The sequence below is a fragment of the Microbacterium sp. NPDC055599 genome, from assembly GCF_053618975.1.
Map to the genome: position 1 here is coordinate 141,513 of NZ_JBSHIM010000011.1, position 18,011 is coordinate 159,523.

Here is an 18,011-nt window from a genome sequence, read left to right on the forward strand (position 1 = left end):
CCATGACCCGTTCCCCCTTCGTCCCACCCCTCGTCGGAGCGGTCGGCGTCCTCGCGGCGCTGGCTCTCTGGGAGTGGTCCGCGACCGCCGGGCCCCTCGCCGACTCCCCGCTGCCGCCCGCGACCGCTGCGATCGGCGAGGCCGTGCGCCTGCTCGGCACCCCCGCCACCTGGACCGCGCTCGGCGACACGCTCACCATGGCGCTCGTCGGGCTCGTGCTCGCCATCGTGATCGGCGTGGTGCTGGGCGTCGCGATCGGCACCTCGCCGCTCGCGATGCACGCCACGCGTGTACCCCTCGAGTTCCTCAAGCCGATCCCGCCGATCGTGATCCTGCCCGTGGTGGTGCTCGTGCTCGGGCCCACCCTGGGCATGGGGATCTTCCTGGTGTTCTTCGGCTGCTTCATCGCGATCGCCGTGCAGGCCTCCGCCGGCGTCTTCGACACCGATCCGGTGGCCAGGGCGACCGGGCGTTCGTACGGCATGGGGCGCGGCGAGATCCTCGGCCGCATCGTGCTGCCCAGCGCCCTGCCCTACATCGGCACCGCGATCCGCGTCGCGGCGCCCACCTCGCTCGTCGTCGCGGTCGTGGCCGGGCTGCTCGGCGGCGGGCCCGGTCTCGGCCAGAGCCTGCTGCTGTCGCAGATCAGCGGCAACCAGGCGCAGCTGTTCGCCTACGTGCTCCTCCTCGGTGTGCTCGGCCTGCTCGTGCAGGGACTGAGCCAGTGGGGCGAGCGGCGGCTGCTGCACTGGCACCCCCAGTACCGGAAGCAGGTCGTGTGATGACCCTGACCACCTCGATCCAGACCCCCTCGCGCCTGTTCAGGAGGCGCGGCCAGGGCGGCCTCCCGCGGGGCGTGCTGATCGGTGCGGAGATCGCCGTGCCGGTGCTGCTGCTCGTGCTGTGGTGGGTCGCCTCCGCAGCCTCGACCAACGCGTTCTTCCCGCCGCTGCAGGTGATCCTCCAGCGCCTGTGGCAGCTCGCGCAGACGCCGGCGTTCCTGGTCGACGTCGCCTCCTCGGTCGGCAACCTCGCGCTGTCGTTCGTGCTGGCGACCGTGATCGGCGTGCTGCTCGGCCTGGTGCTCGGGCTCATCCGTCCGCTCAGCTGGCTGGTGGAGCCGACCGTGCACTTCTTCCGCGCGATCCCGCCCGTCGCGCTCGTGCCGATCTTCGTGTCGCTGATCGGCTTCGGCACCGAGACCCGCATCCTCTCGATCACCCTCGCCGCGGTGTTCCCGATCCTCATCTCGACCATCGACGGGGTGCGGGCGGGGGAGCCGACGCTCGACATGGTCAGCCGCGTCTACCGGCTGACCGGCCCCGAGCGGCTGTTCTCCGTGATGCTGCCCGCCGCGGGGCCGCGCATCCTCTCCGGCATGCAGGTCAGCCTCATCACCGCGTTCGTCGTGATGATCGCGAGCGAGATGCTCGGCTCCTCCACCGGACTGGGAGCGGCGACCCTGCTCGCGCAGCAGTCGTTCGCGATCCCCGACATGTGGGCGGGCATCCTCGTGCTCGGCATCATCGGCTACGCCGCCACCGCCCTGTTCACCCTCTTCCGGCGCCGCGTGCTGCGCTGGTACATCGCCTCCCAGCAACAGGAGAAGAACGCATGACCACCATCGAGAGCGCCCCCGTGCGCCTGCGCGTCGACGGACTCGCCAAGTCGTACCAGACCCGCAACGGCCTCGTGCCGGTGATCGCCGACCTCACGTTCGACGTGCGCGCCGGCGAGGTGTGCTGCATCGTCGGCCCGTCCGGCATCGGCAAGACCACGCTGCTCAAGTGCCTCACCGGGCTCCAGGGCATCACCGCAGGCAGTGCCGCGATCGACGGCGTGCCCATCGACGGCCCGCCGCAGGAGATGGCCCTCGTGTTCCAGGAGTACACGCGCTCGCTCATGCCGTGGCTCACCGTGGAGAAGAACGTGCGGCTGCCCCTGAAGCACCTGCGTCTGCCCGCCGCGGAGCGCGAGGAGCGGATCGGCGCCGCGCTCGCCGCGGTCGGCCTCTCCGGTGCCGAGGCGAAGTTCCCGTGGCAGCTGTCGGGCGGCATGCAGCAGCGCGTCGCCATCGCCCGGGCGATCGCCTACCGGCCCGAGGTGCTGGTGATGGACGAGCCCTTCGCCTCGGTCGACGCGCAGACGCGCTTCGAGCTGGAGGACCTGTGCCTGCGGATCCGCGAGCAGTTCGGCATGACCATCGTGATCGTCACCCACGACATCGACGAGGCCGTGTACCTGTCCGACCGGGTCGTGGTGCTGGGCGAGCGGCCGGCCAAGGTCACCGAGATCATCGACATCGACCTCGGCCCGCGCGACCAGCTGACCACGCGGGCGCTCCCGGCGTTCGCGGAGCTGCGCACGCGCATCTTCGAGCTGATCCGGAGGGCCGGCTGAATGGCGGCCGCAGACGCCCGCGGCTACGAGGGCTTCGAGGGCACGGCGGCGGAGTTCACGTCGGAGTCGGAGCCGTGGTGGCCCGAGCCGCGGCGGGCGCGGCCGGGGGCGCCGAACGTGATCGTGATGCTGATCGACGACCTGGGTTTCAGCGACCTCGGCCCGTTCGGCAGCGAGATCGACACGCCCCACATCGACGCCCTCGCCGGCGACGGCTGGGTGTTCACGAACTACCGCACCGCGCCGATGTGCTCCCCGGCGCGGGCGGCGCTGCTCACCGGCCTCAACCCGCACCGCGCGGGCTTCGGGTTCGTGGCGCACGTCGACCCCGGCTACCCCGGCTTCTCGTGCGAGCTGCCCGCGGCGGCCCCCACCCTCGCGGAATCGCTGCGCGCCGGCGGCTACGCGACCTTCATGGTCGGCAAGTGGCACCTGACGCTGGAGTCGCGGCTGCACGACGGCGCCGACCGCCGCACCTGGCCGCTGCAGCGCGGGTTCGACCGGTACTTCGGGAGCATGGACGGCTTCACCTCGCTGCACCACCCGCACCGGCTCGTGCAGGACAACTCCGTGGTGGACGTGCGCGAGTTCCCCGACGGGTTCTTCCTCACCGACGAGCTGACCGACCGCGCGATCGGCATGATCGACGACCTGCGCGTGAACGAGCCCGACCGCCCCTTCTTCCTCTACTACGCGCACACCTCGGTGCACGGGCCGATCCAGGCCAAGGAGGCCGACATCGAGAAGTACCGCGGCCGCTACGAGGACGGCTGGAACCGGATGCGCGAGCAGCGGTTCGCCCGGCAGCGCGAGCGCGGCATCGTGCCCCCGCACGCCGAGCTGCCGCCCGACCCGCTCGCCGACGGCGCGAGCATCCCCGCGTGGGACGCGCTCGACCCCGAGGAGCAGCGGCTGTTCGCCCGGCACATGGAGGTGTACGCGGCCGCGGTCGACGAGATCGACCAGAGCGTGGGGCGGCTGCGCGCGCGCCTGGAGCGCAGCGGCGAGTGGGACAACACCCTCGTGGTGCTCGCAAGCGACAACGGCGGCACCGCGGAGGGCGGCCCGACCGGAACCCGCAGCTACTTCGCCCAGTTCGGCGCCTCCGGGGCGATGCCCGACGGCTGGGTGCGCGACGTGCCGCGCGACGTGGACGACATCGGCGGCCCGCGGCTGTTCGGGCAGTACCCGACCGGCTGGGCACGCGTGTCGAACACGCCGTTCCGCTCGTTCAAGGCCACGACCTACGAGGGCGGGGTGCACGCGCCGCTGATCGTGTCGTGGCCCGACGCCCCCATGACGGGCGGCCTGCGCGATCAATTCGTGTTCGTGTCGGACCTCGCCCCGACGATCCTGGAGCTGTGCGGCGTGCCCCCGCTCGACGAGCGGCACGGACGGCCGGCACTCGAGATGGACGGCGGCAGCATCGCGTCCGTGCTCGCCGACCCCGCGGCCGACGGCCGGGAGGCGCAGTACTTCGAGTGCGTCGGACGGCGGGCGATCGTCGAGGGCGGCTGGAAGGCGCTGTCGACCGTGCCCCCGACGCGCGACGAGGGGCCGGAGGGCGGGGTGTGGGAGCTGTACGACCTCGCCGCCGACCCCACCGAGACCCGCGACGTGGCGGCCCTGCACCCGGAACGCGTCCGGGCCCTCGCGGCGCGGTGGCACGCGGAGGCCTGGCGCAACACCGTGTTCCCGCTCGACGACGAGGGCGCCCTGTTCCGGCTGCGGCCCGACACCGAGGAGCCCCTGTCGGCTCCGGTCGACCTCATCCCGTTCCGCCCCCCGCTGGAGCGGTTCCGGTCGTCCAAGCTCACCGTGCTGCGGTCGTTCCTGGTCGAGGTCGACGTGCTCGTGCGCGACGATGCGGCGGGCGTGATCGTGGCGCACGGCGACCAGGGCGGCGGTTACCTGCTCGCGCTCGACGACGGGGCGCCGCTGCTGGCGTACAACGCGTACGGGGCGATGCGCCGGGCGGACGGCCCCCGGCTCGCTCCGGGGTCGCACGAGCTGGTGCTGCGCGTGGACGAGCGGCCGGGACTGCGGTGGCGGGTCGCGCTCGACGCGGACGGCGCCGAGGTCGCCCGCATCGACGACGTGCCGATGCTGCTCGGGATGGCGCCGTTCACGGGCATCAGCGTCGGCTACGACTACGGCGGCCCGGTCGACTGGGAGCTGCACGAGCGGCACCGTTCCTTCCCGTTCCGCGGCGGTGAGCTGCGGCGGGTGCGCTACGTGCCCGGGGAGCGGTCGACGCATGACGCGACCGAGCTGCGAGCTGTCGGACGGGCCGTGCTGGCGGTCGCCGACTGACCGGGACCGCGGTCGGCGCCGGCGTCTGAGGGGTCGCCGGCGCCGATCGCATCGGGTTCGTCCGGGGCGCCCGCACCGGACCGACCGCAGGCGGGAGGGGCACGATCCGGGCCGGCCCCACCGGTGCCCGCGGCTCAGGCCGTGAGCTGCGCGACCGCGACGAGCACGAGCGCCACCACGCCGAAGCCGCTCGCGAACACGGTCAGCAGCAGCGGCAGCCCTCCGCCGGGCAGGGGTCCGGTCGCGCGTTCCGTCAGCACCGCGGTCGTGCGCGCCTGACGCCGCCGCGCCGCGACCCACAGCAGGCAGGCCGTGGCCACCCCGAGGATCCCCGGCACGACGCCCCAGGCCCCCGCGGCCGGGGGCAGCACGAGAGGGAACACCCGCAGCGACAGCAGCGAGCCGATCGCGATCGCCAGGGCCGTGCGCCGCCAGGCGAGCTCCGTGCGCTCGGGCTGCAGCCCCGGGTCGTACAGGCGATCCGGTTCCGCCGCCCCCCGCCGCATCAGGGCCGCCGCCCCGTCAGCGCCACAGCACGCCCGCGAGGACAAGCAGACCGACCGTCACCACGACCACCGCGAGCAGCACGGCGGAGAGCGCCCCGGGCAGCGGCCGCGACTGGCGCAGCGCCCGGTCGGCCCGCATCCACTCGAACCACGCGAGGGGAGCGACCGCGGTGCCCGCGACCATCAGCAGCAGCGACGCCGCGAGCCGGAATCCCGGGTGCAGGTCGAGCCCCAGCACCTCCAGGGCCACACCGCCCGCGATCAGCGCGAGGCCGGTGCGGGTCCAGGCCAGGAACGTGCGCTCGTTCGCGAGCGAGAACCGCGGATCGGGCTCCTCACCCACGCGGTAGACGGAGGCGGGGAAGCGGCGCATGGCCTCATCGTAGCGGCGCATCCGCCGCTCAGCGCTCGTGCACGGGACGCCCGGCGAACCAGGTCGACACGACCTCCGTGTGCACGATCTCCTCGGCGGGCCCGGCGATCGCGTCGCGCTCCAGCACCACGAAGTCCGCGGACTTGCCCGCCGTGAGGGAGCCCGTCTCGGCGCCGAGACCCATCGCGGTCGCGGCGTTGATCGTGAACACCTCCAGCGCCTCCTCGGCCGTGAGCGCCTGCTCCGGCCACAGCGTGCCCGGCGCGCGCCGGAGCGGATCGGCGCGGGTCACCAGACCCTGCAGTCCCTCCAGGGTGTTCGGCGACTCGCTCACCGGCCAGTCCGAACCGCCGGCGACGAGAGCGCCCGCGTCGAGCAGCGACCGGTTGGGCTGCGAGTGCTCGGCCCGCGCACCCAGCACGTCGGCCAGCGCCTGCGGGATCACGCCCGGGTACCAGATGAAGGGCGAGATGTCGGCCGAGACGTCGAGCGCCGCCAGCCGCGGGATGTCGCTCTCGGCGAGGAACTGCCCGTGCGCGATCTGCACGGGCGTGGTGAACCCCTCCGCCCTGAGCTGCTCCGCGGCGTCGAGCACGAGCCGCGCCGAGCCATCGCCCGTGCAGTGCACCTTGGCGCCCAGGCCGCGCGCGGCGACCGTGCGCAGCCAGCCGGTGAGCTCGTCGAGGGTCATGGTCGTCTCGCCGTGGAAGTGCGCACCGTGCACCGGGTCGGCGGGGTACGGGTCGAGGAACGAGGCGGTCCGCGCGGGCGGCACGCCGTCGAGGAAGATCTTCACGAAGTCCGGCCGGTGGTGGGCGGTGCGATACTCCTCGCCGCGGTCGAGCAGGGGACTGCCGATCGGGTCGAAGCCGAAGATCTCGTCGTTGATGAGCAGCGACGACACCACCCACGCGTGCAGCTCGTCCGCGCGGTCGAGCCCGGCGAGCGCGGCCAGGATGTCGACCGAGACCCCCGCGTCCTGGAAGGCCGTGATCCCGAACGAGTTCAGCAGCTCGACGCCGCGGCGGGAGGCGGCCGCGTGCTGCTCCGGGGTGAGTCCGCCGCTGCGGTCGTACGCCTCCTGCACCGGGATGCCCGCCGCCTCCAGCAGCACGCCGGTCGGGGTGCCGTCGTCGGGGTCGAGCAGCGTGACGCCGCCCGCCGGGATGCTGCCGGCGGTGATGCCCGCCAGCTCCAGCGCCCGGCTGTTCGCCCAGCGGTTGTGCCGGGAGTCCTCCATGAGCGCGACCGGGCGCCCGCCCGCCGCCTCGTCGAGCCGCCGCCGGGTCGCGGTGTTCGCGAGGGTCGGCAGCAGGGTGGTGGCCACGGCTCCGCCGACGATCCACGCGTCCTCCGGCAGCGTCGCCGCCTTCTCGCGCACCCGGTCCAGGATCTCGTCGAGGCTCAGCGACGGCGCCAGCGACAGCTCGAACAGCTCGGTGCGTCCGGCGAGCGCGTGATGGTTGTGCACATCGACGAAGCCCGGATACACGGCGGCGTCGCCGACCTCGAGCGTCCGTGTGCGGCGCCCGCGGAGGCCCTCCACGTCGGCGCGGTCGCCGATGGCGAGGATCCGCCCGTCGCGCACGGCGAAGGCCTCGGCGCGGGGCCGCGTCCGATCGGCCGTGCGGATCGTGGAACCGGTGACGATGAGGTCGGCGACGTCGGTCATGTCAGGCGTCTCCGAAGGTCGCGGGCTCGAGCTCGGGCGTGTGGTGCGTGGTCGACAGCAGTCGTCCGTAGGCGCCGAACGTGAAGTGCGTCGGCACCTCGCCCGACTCGTCCAGGCCGAACAGCACGCCGTGCGAGCGGATCGCGTTCACGTCACGGTGGTCGGCGATGGTGACCGAGGCGCACGGGATGACCTTCTCGCGCCACGCGAACACGTAGATGCCCGGTCGCACCTCCCACACGCTGTTCTCGTCGGTGTCGGCCAGGCCGCGCTCCGGGCCGGCGAGGCACTGCCACGAGTACCACCGCGGCGACAGGTACACGTGCTCGTAGGCGTGCTCCTCGCTGTACACCCACTCCACGCGACGTCCGATGAGCGTCGTGGTCGGGGCGGCCTCGGCGCCGGTCACCTCCGTGCCCTCGATGGTGCCCGGCGCGAAGTGGTGCTGCACGCGCGTGCGGCCCTGCTCGGGGGCGGGGAGGATGTCGGAGATCACGGCCAGCGAGCGCCCGTGCCGCAGGTCGAGGATCAGCGACACGGCCTCGTTCGGCAGGTAGCGGTGGTGGAACTGCACGAAGTACAGCTCGTCGTCGACCTCGAACGCCTCGTAGTCGTCGGTGTCGCTCGCGGCCTCGGTGCTGTCGTCGGCGCCGGGGCGGTAGTCCCACGTGACGGTGGAGTCGTCGAAGCGGTGCACGATGCGGGTGCCGCGGCCGTCGACCACGGTGATCTCGCGGCCGCTCAGCGCCGTGCTGTGCGGGGCCTTGTTGGCGTCGAAGCCGGGGGCGAGTCCCTCCAGCGGCAGCCACGTGGAGGTGTCTGCGGGGTTCAGCGTCGTCGTCATGGGGTTCCTTCCTTCGGAGGGCGGGGGAGCGGAGCGGATCAGCGGGCGCTGACCCTCTCCAGGTCGGTGGCGAGCCCGTCGTACACGGCGGGCCGGGAGCGCTTGAGGTAGGCGGCGTAGACGATGCCGCCGATCAGCGCGAGCACGAGCAGCAGCGGCATCAGCCGGATCGCGAGCTCCTCGGAGCCGGCGACGATGTTGAAGTTCACGATCGCGAGGATCGAGATCGCGGCGATGCCGAGGAAGCCGATGCCCGGCGCGATGAACGTGCTCCACCAGCGCGGGTCCCCCTGGCGGCGGAAGTACACGACGATCGAGATCGCGGCGAGCCCCTGCAGGATCAGCACGCTCAGGGTGCCGAAGCCCAGCATCGCGGGCACGAGCGTGAGGATGGGGTCGGCGCCGGCGATCGCGAACAGGATCGCGACGATGCCGGCGAACCCGGCCTGCACGATGCCCGCGAGCTGCGGGGCGCCGTTCGCTCGGGTGCGGGCGAGCGCCTGCGGCAGGATCTTCGCCCGGCCCAGCGAGTACAGGTAGCGGGTGGCGGAGTTGTGGAACGCGAGCATCGCGGCGAACAGGCTCACCAGCAGCAGCACCATCATGACGGTGGTCAGCGGGCCGCCCAGGTACTGCTGCGACAGCGAGAAGATCAGGTCGCCGGTGGGCAGGTGCTCCAGTGCCGTGGCCTGCGCCTGCGCCACACCGGTCGCGCTCACCACGGCCCACGTGGTGACGCCGAGGATCACGCCGATCGCGATGATCGAGGTGTAGGTGGCGCGGGGGATCGTGCGCAGCGGCTGCTTGGCCTCCTCGCTGAACAGCGCGGTCGCCTCGAAACCGAGGAAGCCGGTCGCCGCCAGCAGCAGGCCGATGGGCAGCGATCCGGAGAACACGGCCTCCGGGCTGAACGCCGACACGTCGTAGCCGGTCTGCACGAGCACCGAGACGTCGAAGATCACGAGCATCAGCACCTCGAGCACGAGGCACACCCCGAGGATCTTCGAGCTGAAGTCCACGCCGATGCGCGCCAGCACGAAGCACACCACGATCGACAGCAGACCCCACACGAGCCAGTTCACGTCGAGGCCGGTGAGGTCGCGGATGATCGTCTGCATGAAGAAGCCGCTCGTGCCGATCGTGCCGACCACGAAGAAGTTGTAGCCCAGCGTGGCGATGAGTCCGGCGACCAGACCGCCGGTGCGGCCGAGGCCCTTCACGACGAACGCGTAGAACCCGCCGGCGTTGACCAGCTGCTTCGACATCTGCGCGTAGCCCACCGCGAACAGCAGCAGGATCGCCGCGACGAGGAAGAAGGACATCGGGGTCCCTCCGCCGTTGCCGAGGGCGATCGCCAGCGACGCGACGACCACGATCCCGGTCAGCGGGGCGACCGCGGCCAGGACGAGGAAGACGATGCCGGCGACGCCGAGGGCGCCCGGTCGGAGGGAGGTGTGGTGCGGCGTCGTGGACGCGGACAGCTGCTCTGCCACGTCGGCTCCTTTGCTCGGTGACGGCCGTGCGGACACGGCATCGACGACGAGGGGAATCGTCGATAGAGCGAGTCTGCTCGTCGGCCCGGCGCCGCACTTGACCGTGAGCGAAGGACGATGGTGCCACCGTGCACACCCCGCACACGCCCGTGCTGACGCCGTGGCGCGGGGAGCAGGATGACCGGGACGACACCGCCGCCGTTCCCCGCGCACCGCCGGGCACCGGGCGGCAGGGAGGACCACATGGAGCTGCGGCTGGACGGGACGACGGCCCTCATCACGGGCGCGGGCAGCGGCATCGGCCGGGCCGTGGCGCTCGCGCTCGCCGCGGAGGGGGTGCGCACGGCCCTGCTCGACCGCGACGTGTCCGCCCTGCGCGACACCGCCCGCGGCTGCGTCGAGCGCGGGAGCGCCGACCCCGTGCTGCTGGCCGCCGACGTGACCGACGAGGAGCAGGTGTCCGCGGCGGTCGCGGCCGGAGTCGCGGCGCTCGGCGGGCTCGACGCGGTCGTGTGCTGCGCCGGGGTCTCCGGCCCCGTCGGCACCGCGGTCGAGGACACCGCGCTCGCCGACTGGAACCGCGTGCTCGCCGTCAACGTGACCGGCGCGTTCCTCGTGCTCAAGCACGCCCTGCCGACGCTGAGGGCCGCCCGCTCGGCCTCGGTCGTGCTGCTCGCGAGCGACTCGGCCGTCGTCGCCTCGCCCGGCATGGCGCCGTATTGCGCCTCGAAGGCCGCGCTGGTGCAGTTCGGCCGGGCGCTGTCGGTCGACCTGGCCGGCACCGGGGTGCGGGTCAACGCGGTCGCCCCCTCCGTGGTCGACACCCCGATGAGCCGCGGCGACCTGGGCGCCGACGCCTTCGACGACCCCGCCTTCCCCGTGCAGACCGCCGAGGAGGTGGCGGCGCACGTGACCTACCTGGTGTCGCCGCGCAGCAGGGCGATCAACGGCACCACCCTGCTGAGCGACTTCGGCTTCACCGCCCGTTCGGGTTTCCCCGCCTGACGCACCCGCGTCCGGCCCCGCGGCGCCCCGCGCGCCAGAACACACAACAGGAGCACACATGGCAACCGTGGTCGGATCGAGCGTCTCCGGACGCGTCGTCGTCATCACCGGAGGCGGCACGGGCATCGGTGCCGCCGTCGCGGAGCGCTTCGCGGCCGAGGGCGCGCACGTGGTCGTGGTCGGCCGTCGTCCCGAACCGCTGCAGGAGGTCGAGCGGGCGGTCGGCGCCCTGCCGATCGTGGCGGATGCGGCCGACACCGCCTCCGCGAAGGCCGCGGTCGCCGAGGTGCTCGCGCGCTTCGGCCGCATCGACGTGCTGGTCGCGAACGCCGGCGGCCACGGCTTCTCGCCCGTGGCCGAGACCGACGACGCGAGCTGGGAGGCCGCGATCCGCGCGAACCTCACGACCGCGTTCACGATGGCCCGCGAGGCCCTGCCGGCGCTCATCGAGGCGAAGGGCCAGGTGGTGGTCGTGTCGTCGCTCGCCGGGCTGTTCGCGGGGCCGTCCGTGGCCGGGTACACGGTCGGCAAGCACGCGCTGATCGGGCTCACCCGCACGCTCGCCCGCGACTACGGGCGGCACGGGGTGCGCGTCAACGCCATCTGCCCCGGGTGGGTGCAGACGCCGATGGCCGACGAGGAGATGGACGAGTTCGCGTCGCACGCGGGTCTCGGCTCCCGCGAGGAGGCCTATGCGACGGTCACGGCCGACGTGCCGCTGCGGCGTCCGGCCCGCCCCGCGGAGATCGCCTCCGTCGTGCGGTTCCTCGGCTCGGGGGAGTCGTCGTACATCACGGGTGCCGTGATCGTCGCGGACGGCGGCTCGCACGTGGTCGACGTCCCCACGATCGCGTTCGACCACGCCGGCATGTGACCAGGGGCGCGGCGGCGGGTGCCGTCGCCGCGTCGTCAGCCGATGCGCAGCTCGAAGCCGTCGTCGAGGTGCGTCAGGGTCACGGCGGTGAGGTCGTCGACGTGCACGGTCGGCGCGTGCGCCCCCGCGTGCCGGCCCACCCCGACCACGCGCATCCCCGCGGCGAGCCCGGCCTGGATGCCCGCGCCGGAGTCCTCGAACACGACGCACTCGGCCGGAGCGACGCCGAGCATGCGGGCCGCCAGCAGGAACCCCTCGGGGTCGGGCTTCGACGCAGACACGTTCTCCGCGGTCACCGCCAGCTCGGGCACCGTCAGCCCCGCGGCCTGCATCCGGGCGGTCATGAGCGCCACGTTCGCCGAGGTCACGATCGCGTGCGGCACCGTCTCCAGCGCCGCCAGCAGCCGGTCGGCCCCGGCGATGCCGACCACGCCGTCCACGTCGCCGGCCTCGGTGGCGAGCATGATCTCGTTCTCGTGCAGGTTGATCGCGTGGTCGCGCTCGGGCAGCAGGATCGCCATGCTCTGATGGCCCTGGCGTCCGTGCACCACCCGCAGCACCGTTTCGGGGTCGAGCCCGTGCGGCTCCGCCCACGCCAGCCACAGGCGCTCCACTACGGCGGTCGAGTCGACGAGGGTGCCGTCCATGTCGAGCAGGGCGGCGCGGGCGCGGAGGATCTCGGTCATCCGCTCAGGCTAACCCCCGGCAGCTCGTCTCAGCCGCCGAGGTAGGCGCGGTGCAGCAGGGCGGGGTCGTCCTGCAGCGCCTGCGGGCTGCCCTGGAACGACACCCGTCCGCCGGCCACGACCACCGCCTCCTGCGCGAGCCCGAGGGCCAGCTGCGTGAACTGCTCCACGAGCAGCACGCCCACCCCGGACTGCGCGATGGACTGCACGATCGGCATGAGCCGCAGGAACACGACGGGGGCGAGGCCGAGCGACATCTCGTCGATCAGCAGGATCCGCGGTTTCGCGGCGAACGCCCTCGCCAGGACGACCATCTGCTGCTCGCCGCCGGAGAGCAGCGCGGTGGGGGCGTCGATGCGCTTCTCGAGCTCGGGGAACTGGGCGAGCACGGCGTCCACCTCGGACGGGGTGCGCGCGGTGAGCGAGAGGTTCTCGCGCACGGTCAGTGACGGGAACACGGCCCGCCCCTGCTCGATGTGCACGATGCCGCGGCGGGCCCTGGCCACCCGGGACAGGCGGTCGATGGGGTCGCCGTCGAGCGTGATCGTCCCGGCCGAGTGCGGCGTCACACCCGACACCGACTCGATCAGGCTGGTCTTGCCCGCGCCGTTGGGGCCGACCAGGGCGAGCACCTCGCCGCCGGACACCCGCAGCGACACGTCGGAGATCACCGGTCCGGCGCCGCGGCTCACCGTGACGCCGTCGAGCACGAGTTCGCTCATGTCAGCAGCTCCGTCTCTCCCATGTACGCCTTCACGACGTCGGGGTTCGCGAGGACCTCGGCCTGCGGACCGCTCGCCAGCACGCGCCCGAAGTCGAGCACCGTGAGCGTCGGGCACACGGAGCGCACGAGGTCGAGGTCGTGTTCGATGATGATGAGCGCCACGCCGTAGCGGGCGGGCAGCTCCCGCAACCGCGCGGCGAGCGCGAGATGCTCCTCGTGCGACAGCCCGGCGGCGGGCTCGTCGAGGATGAGCAGCCGCGGACGGGCGGCCACGTTCGCCGCGACCTCCACCAGCCGCCGCGTCCCCACGTCCACGCTCGACAGGCGGGAGCGCGCGGGCGGGCAGCCGAAGAACGCCAGCACCTCGTCGATGTCGGCCGCGGCCAGCCGGCGTCGCGCGACGAAGCGCACGTATGCGCCCACCGTGAGCGCGGGCGGCACGCGGTCCTGCTGGAACGTGCGGCGCAGTCCGAGCCGGGCGCGCCGCGTGGGGGAGAGCCCGGCGAGGTCGCGGTCGCCGAGCAGCACCCGGCCGTCGTGCTGCGGCAGGAACCCGCTGATGGCGTCGACGAACGTGGACTTGCCCGCGCCGTTCGGCCCGATGAGACCCATGATCGACGCGGCGGGCACCGTGAACGACACGTCGTCGAGGGCCTTGAGTGCCCCGAACTGCACCGTGAGACCGTCGACCGTGAGCACGGGCGCGCCGTCGAGGGCCGCCTCGTCGACGGTCGCGGTGGTCGTGGTGGTGATGGCGGCCGCGTCGGCGGCGGCGTCGTCGGGCAGCGCGGTGAGGTCGGCGTTCGCCGTGCGGCGGTCGGCGCGGCGGTAGATCAGGTTGCGGATGCCCTGGCCCAGGTTCGTGCCGCTGGTGAGGGCCTGCACGCCCAGCACGCCGAACACCACGAAGCCCCAGTCCTGCGGCACGCCCCAGCGCTTGAGCAGCTCGGGCACCAGCACCCACAGGAGCCCGCCGAAGATGGCCATGTCGATCAGGTGCGCCCCCGACATGATCGCCAGCACGTACAGCGCGAGCGACTGCAGCGGCGTGAAGCTCGACGCGAACGGCAGCTGCACCTGCCCGGCGAGCAGCCCGCCGGAGATGCCGCCGAGGGCCGCCGAGACCGCGAACGCGGTGAGCTTGGCGGAGCGCACGCTCTGACCGGCCGCGGCGGTGCCGCGCTCGGAGAACGCCACGGCCTTCCAGCTCGCCCCCCAGCGGCCGCGCTGGAGGAAGAACACCCCGAGCGCGCACACCGCGAGCACGATGATGGAGAGGAAGAAGAACTGCCGGTCGTTGGAGAACAGCCCGGGGCGTTCGACCGCGATGCCGTCGGCCGATCCGGGGAACTGGATCTGCACGAGCGTCACGTCGGCGGCGGCCGCGAAGCCCAGCGTGACCACCGCGAGGTTCACCCCCCGCAGGCGCAGCGCCGGCAGCCCGACGAGGATCCCGACGAGGCCAGCCGCGACCCCGCCGCACACGAGCCAGACGAGGAAGCCGCCCGGCGCCTGCATCACGTTCAGCAGCGACACGATCCACGCGCCGACCGCGGCGAACGTGAGCTGGCACAGGGCGATCATGCCGGCCGAGCCGGTCACGATGCCGAGTCCGAGGATCGCGATCGCGGCGGTCACCGCGCTGATCGCGAGGAAGACGAAGTACCCCGGCAGGGCGGCGCTGAGGATCGCGCCGGCGCCGATGCCGAGGGCGGCCACGGCGAACGGCCAGGTGGTACGGAACCAGGGGCGGTCAGCGAGCGGCATCCCACACCTCCTTGCGCTGCGTCCAGAGCAGCAGGACGACGATGAACAGGAACGGGAGGAAGTTGCGCACGAGCGCGACCTCGTCGATCTGGGCGACGAGCCCGCCGAGCACGCCCAGCACCAGGCCGCCGACGACGGCGAGATCGAGACGGCGGAACCCGCCGAGCAGCGCGGCGGCGGCCGCGGGGACGATCAGCATCGACAGGCTGGTGGCGTCGTTGGACTGCGAGGGCGCGACGATGATGATCGCGATCGCGCTGATCACCCCGGTCACGAACCACACCGCGATCGACAGCGGACGCGAGCGGATGCCGAGCAGCTCGGCGGTGGTGGGCCGCTCCGACAGGGCGCGCAGCTGCGTGCCCACCCTGGTGCGGCGCAGGACGACCCGCACGACCACGGCCGTGACGATCGCCATGAGCACGGTCGCGACCGTGACCTGGCTGATCACGACACCCCCGAGGGAGAAGGCGGGACCGGCGATGATGGGCGTGAACGGCTGCGGCTTGTTGCCGAACAGGATGAACGACAGCGAGATGAGCAGCAGCAGCGGGCCCACGGTCATGGCGGAGCGAGTGGTGGTGGAGGCCTCGGAGAGCCAGGTGGCCGCGATGAAGCCGATCGCGGCGGACAGCAGCCCCGCCACCAGCACGCCCAGCACGGAGCCGAGCCAGATGGGCAGCCCGAGCTCGCGCACGAACCAGACGGCCGTGAACGCCCCGAACATGCCGGTCGCGGCCTGCGCGAAGTTCACGACGCGCACGAGCCGCGACATGAGGGTGAGACACACGCCGAGCACGGCGTAGAGGCCGCCGGCGGCGAGACCGGCGATGGCGCCTTGCAGCATCAGGCGTCCTTTCTGGTGAGGGGGAGGGGTGTCCGACGGGCTCGGCGACCGGGCGGGTCGCCGAGCCCGTCGACGCGGGGACTACTCGCCGATGCGCAGCCAGTCGTCCGCGACCTTCTCCCAGGCGTTGGTGCCGGACTTCAGGATGATCGGCCAGCCCGCGGTGTTCTGCGTGCCGAAGGCGTAGGGCGTGCCCACCATCGGGTTCTCGATCGGCTCCATGCTCTTCAGAGCCTCCGAGACGCTCTCGCGGGTGATGTCGCCGTCGATGCTCTTGAGCACCTCGATGAAGTACGTCGCCGCGAGGTAGCCGCCCTGGCTGAACGAGGTGAGCGGGATGTCGTTGGCCTCCATCAGCTTCCGCCAGTCGGCGTTGATCTCGTTATCGTCGGTGAACGGGTAGAACTCCGCGGGGACGTAGATGCCCGCACCGGCGTCGTCGATCGCGTCGGCGAAGTTCTCGCTGTACACGCTGGTGAGGTACAGCCAGGTCACGTCGTCCCAGCCCTGCGCGTTCGCGGCCTTGACCTGCCCGATCGCGTCGGGCTCGACCGGGTTGATCGCGAGGGCCTTGCAGCCCTGGTCGCGCGCCTTGACGATGTAGGGCGTGTAGTCGGACGCGCCGTACGGCACGGTGTCGTCGATGTACTTCGGCTCCTTGCCGGTGATCTCGGTCCACTTGTCGATGGCCGCCTGATACGTGGGGCGGGTGGATCCGGCGATCTCCAGCAGGATGCAGATGTCGTCCAGGCCGAGCACCTCGGAGCCGTACTGCAGCGTGAGGGTCATGTCGTTGAACGGCCCGACGTTGGCGGGCGAGATGTTGTCGCTGTCGAAGCAGCCGGTGTCGACGCCGATGCCCGGCAGCGACAGGATGCCCTCCTGCTCGTAGTACTTGGCGTTGATCTCGCACTCGATCAGGCTCGCGGAGCCGACCAGCGCGACGGCTCCGTCGCTGCCGACGATCTCGCGCGCCGAGGCGGTGGCCGTGGCCGGGTCGCCCTTGTCGTCGAGCATCTTGTAGTCGATCTTCCGGCCGTCGAGCCCGCCGTCGTCGTTGAACGCGTCGAAGACGGCCGCGGCCGCCTGCGAGGCCTCGGGGAACGTCGCCGGGCCGCTGATCGTGTTCACGGATCCGACGACGATGGGGGCGCCGTCGCCCCCGCCTGCGCCGTCCCCGCCGGCGCAGCCGGCGAGAGCGAGGGCGGCCACGGCGAGGACTGCCGCGGTGCCGGTTGCTCGTCTGTTCATGTGCTTCCTGCCTCTCGTGTTCGGTGGTGCTGTGTCGCGTTCGTGGGTGGTCAGTCGCGCAGCGCGCGGTTCACGAGCTCGGTGTCGGTGAACTGCTCGAAGGCGACGATCTCGCCGCCCGCCACCCGCCAGACGTGGGCGACGCGGGCGGCGAAGAAGCGCCCGGTGCGCTTGTAGGTGCCGGAGTAGGTGCCGATCCCCACCACGACGTCGCCGCCGTCGACCACCTCGTCGATCGCGACGGTGTAGTCGTCCCACTCCTCCTGGATGCGGCCGAACACGTTCTCGGCCACCGCCTCCGGGCCGATGTAGGTGCCGGCGTAGGGGAAGCCGGCGGCCTCCGTCCACTCGATGTCGGCGGCGAACGGGGCCAGCATGCCGTCGAGGTCGCCGCGGTCGTTGGCGGCGTAGTGCTCGCGCACCAGGTCTGCATCGCTCATCGGGGTCTCCTCGGGTCAGACGGGCTGCACGTCGGGGTAGGCGACGGCGCCCAGCGGGTAGATGTGGCCGCCGGCGCGGGAGTGCTCCGACTCGCCGTCGCCGTTGAGGCCCAGGAAGATGCCCGTGGTCATCAGCTGATAGCCGAGGTCGTGCAGCCACACGCTCGCGACCGCGATGCGGAACTCGCGGAAGCAGAACAGGTACAGGCCGTCGGCGAACTTCCACACGGTCGACAGGTCCATGTCGCCGTGGCCGCGCTGCACACCCTCCAGGCACTGCCAGGCGTAGCGCTGGCTCGACACGTACACGTGCTCGTACAGGTGGTGCGGGCTGTAGCGGTAGACGTTGCGCTTGCCGATCAGGTCGCGGCTGGGGCCCGGCACCTCACCCGTCGCCTCGCCCCCGTCGATCGTCGCGGCCCAGAAATCCTGCCCGACCTGGGGCGTGCCCTCCACGGCCTCCGCGGCGATGCGGGAGCGGACGACGGTCGCGCGACGGGTCGAGGTGCAGAACACGATCGTGAGGGCTTCGCGCTCGCGGCTGGTGAGCGGCAGGTTGACGAACACGACGTCGTCGCGCACGCGGACCGCGTCGTACGGGTCGCGGCCCGAGGCGCCGAGGCCGTCCCAGTGCGCCGACTCCTCGTCGAAGCGGAGCGCGAGGCTGCCGCCGTCGTCGAGGGTGAGCGTGAACGCGGTGCCGGCGAGTCCGGTGTTCGGCAGCCGGTACGTGTCGATGCCGGCGGCGAACTCGTCGTAGGTGCGCCACTCGTCCAGCGCGGGGTCGGCGGTGATGTCGGTCATGGGGGTCCTGAC

18 protein-coding genes are annotated in these 18,011 nt (G+C 72.5%); 6 read left to right on the forward strand and 12 right to left on the reverse strand.

Annotated features, from left to right (window positions below):
- Positions 1-2: 2 nt before the first annotated feature.
- From ACWGQ1_RS12530 to ACWGQ1_RS12545, 4 genes are read left to right on the forward strand one after another with little or no spacing between them, the layout of a single operon-like run.
- Positions 3-782, forward strand: coding sequence for an ABC transporter permease (locus ACWGQ1_RS12530; protein ID WP_136035328.1), 780 nt, complete (start codon positions 3-5; stop codon positions 780-782).
- Entirely contained in the window at positions 782-1,618 is an 837-nt protein-coding gene (locus ACWGQ1_RS12535) for an ABC transporter permease (protein ID WP_136035327.1), read from the forward strand. The genes ACWGQ1_RS12530 and ACWGQ1_RS12535 overlap by 1 nt, the downstream gene beginning before the upstream one ends.
- Positions 1,615-2,400: an ABC transporter ATP-binding protein gene (locus tag ACWGQ1_RS12540; RefSeq protein ID WP_136029137.1), complete on the forward strand. Its 786-nt coding sequence runs from the start codon at positions 1,615-1,617 to the stop codon at positions 2,398-2,400. The genes ACWGQ1_RS12535 and ACWGQ1_RS12540 overlap by 4 nt, the downstream gene beginning before the upstream one ends.
- On the forward strand, positions 2,401-4,713 hold the full coding sequence (locus ACWGQ1_RS12545) for a sulfatase-like hydrolase/transferase (protein ID WP_452313062.1): 2,313 nt from the start codon (positions 2,401-2,403) through the stop codon (positions 4,711-4,713).
- A 134-nt stretch (positions 4,714-4,847) separates the two neighbouring features.
- On the opposite strand, the gene ACWGQ1_RS12550 is transcribed toward ACWGQ1_RS12545, so the two are convergent.
- From ACWGQ1_RS12550 to ACWGQ1_RS12570, 5 genes are read right to left on the reverse strand one after another with little or no spacing between them, the layout of a single operon-like run.
- Complete coding sequence (locus ACWGQ1_RS12550) at positions 4,848-5,219, reverse strand: DUF202 domain-containing protein (RefSeq protein ID WP_452313063.1); 372 nt, start codon at positions 5,217-5,219, stop codon at positions 4,848-4,850.
- Between the two features lie 16 nt (positions 5,220-5,235).
- Positions 5,236-5,592 (reverse strand): DUF202 domain-containing protein, encoded by a 357-nt coding sequence (locus ACWGQ1_RS12555; RefSeq protein ID WP_452313064.1) that lies wholly within the window; start codon positions 5,590-5,592, stop codon positions 5,236-5,238.
- Positions 5,593-5,620: 28 nt separating this feature from the next.
- A complete protein-coding gene (locus tag ACWGQ1_RS12560) occupies positions 5,621-7,264 on the reverse strand; it encodes an amidohydrolase (protein ID WP_136044700.1) in 1,644 nt (547 codons plus the stop codon).
- Position 7,265: 1 nt separating this feature from the next.
- Positions 7,266-8,108 carry a molybdenum cofactor biosynthesis F family protein gene (locus ACWGQ1_RS12565; protein ID WP_136036980.1) on the reverse strand — a complete coding sequence of 281 codons (843 nt, stop codon included), beginning with the start codon at positions 8,106-8,108 and terminating at the stop codon, positions 7,266-7,268.
- Positions 8,109-8,146: 38 nt separating this feature from the next.
- Positions 8,147-9,601, reverse strand: a complete 1,455-nt coding sequence (locus ACWGQ1_RS12570) for an APC family permease (RefSeq protein WP_136029148.1) — start codon at positions 9,599-9,601, stop codon at positions 8,147-8,149.
- Positions 9,602-9,778: 177 nt separating this feature from the next.
- Here ACWGQ1_RS12570 and ACWGQ1_RS12575 point away from each other — a divergent pair, with 177 nt between their 5' ends.
- Both ACWGQ1_RS12575 and ACWGQ1_RS12580 read left to right on the forward strand, forming a co-directional pair.
- Positions 9,779-10,606 (forward strand): SDR family oxidoreductase, encoded by an 828-nt coding sequence (locus tag ACWGQ1_RS12575; protein WP_452313065.1) that lies wholly within the window; start codon positions 9,779-9,781, stop codon positions 10,604-10,606.
- A 58-nt stretch (positions 10,607-10,664) separates the two neighbouring features.
- The gene (locus tag ACWGQ1_RS12580) at positions 10,665-11,480 is read left to right on the forward strand and encodes an SDR family NAD(P)-dependent oxidoreductase (protein WP_136034199.1); all 816 of its coding nucleotides are present in this window, start codon (positions 10,665-10,667) and stop codon (positions 11,478-11,480) included.
- 35 nt (positions 11,481-11,515) lie between these two features.
- Here ACWGQ1_RS12580 and ACWGQ1_RS12585 read toward each other — a convergent pair whose 3' ends face one another.
- The 7 genes from ACWGQ1_RS12585 to ACWGQ1_RS12615 form a co-directional block, all read right to left on the reverse strand.
- Complete coding sequence (locus ACWGQ1_RS12585; RefSeq protein WP_136034197.1) at positions 11,516-12,166, reverse strand: HAD-IA family hydrolase; 651 nt, start codon at positions 12,164-12,166, stop codon at positions 11,516-11,518.
- Positions 12,167-12,195: 29 nt separating this feature from the next.
- Positions 12,196-12,888, reverse strand: coding sequence for an ABC transporter ATP-binding protein (locus ACWGQ1_RS12590; RefSeq protein WP_378803512.1), 693 nt, complete (start codon positions 12,886-12,888; stop codon positions 12,196-12,198).
- Complete coding sequence (locus ACWGQ1_RS12595) at positions 12,885-14,657, reverse strand: branched-chain amino acid ABC transporter ATP-binding protein/permease (protein ID WP_136034193.1); 1,773 nt, start codon at positions 14,655-14,657, stop codon at positions 12,885-12,887. Before ACWGQ1_RS12595 ends, ACWGQ1_RS12590 begins: the two co-directional genes overlap by 4 nt.
- Complete coding sequence (locus ACWGQ1_RS12600) at positions 14,644-15,504, reverse strand: ABC transporter permease subunit (protein ID WP_136034191.1); 861 nt, start codon at positions 15,502-15,504, stop codon at positions 14,644-14,646. Before ACWGQ1_RS12600 ends, ACWGQ1_RS12595 begins: the two co-directional genes overlap by 14 nt.
- A gap of 81 nt (positions 15,505-15,585) precedes the next feature.
- Complete coding sequence (locus ACWGQ1_RS12605; RefSeq protein ID WP_136034190.1) at positions 15,586-16,755, reverse strand: ABC transporter substrate-binding protein; 1,170 nt, start codon at positions 16,753-16,755, stop codon at positions 15,586-15,588.
- A gap of 50 nt (positions 16,756-16,805) precedes the next feature.
- Positions 16,806-17,195, reverse strand: coding sequence for a nuclear transport factor 2 family protein (locus ACWGQ1_RS12610; RefSeq protein ID WP_136034188.1), 390 nt, complete (start codon positions 17,193-17,195; stop codon positions 16,806-16,808).
- 15 nt (positions 17,196-17,210) lie between these two features.
- On the reverse strand, positions 17,211-18,011 hold an 801-nt coding region (locus ACWGQ1_RS12615; RefSeq protein WP_452313066.1), incomplete at its 5' end, for a MoaF C-terminal domain-containing protein.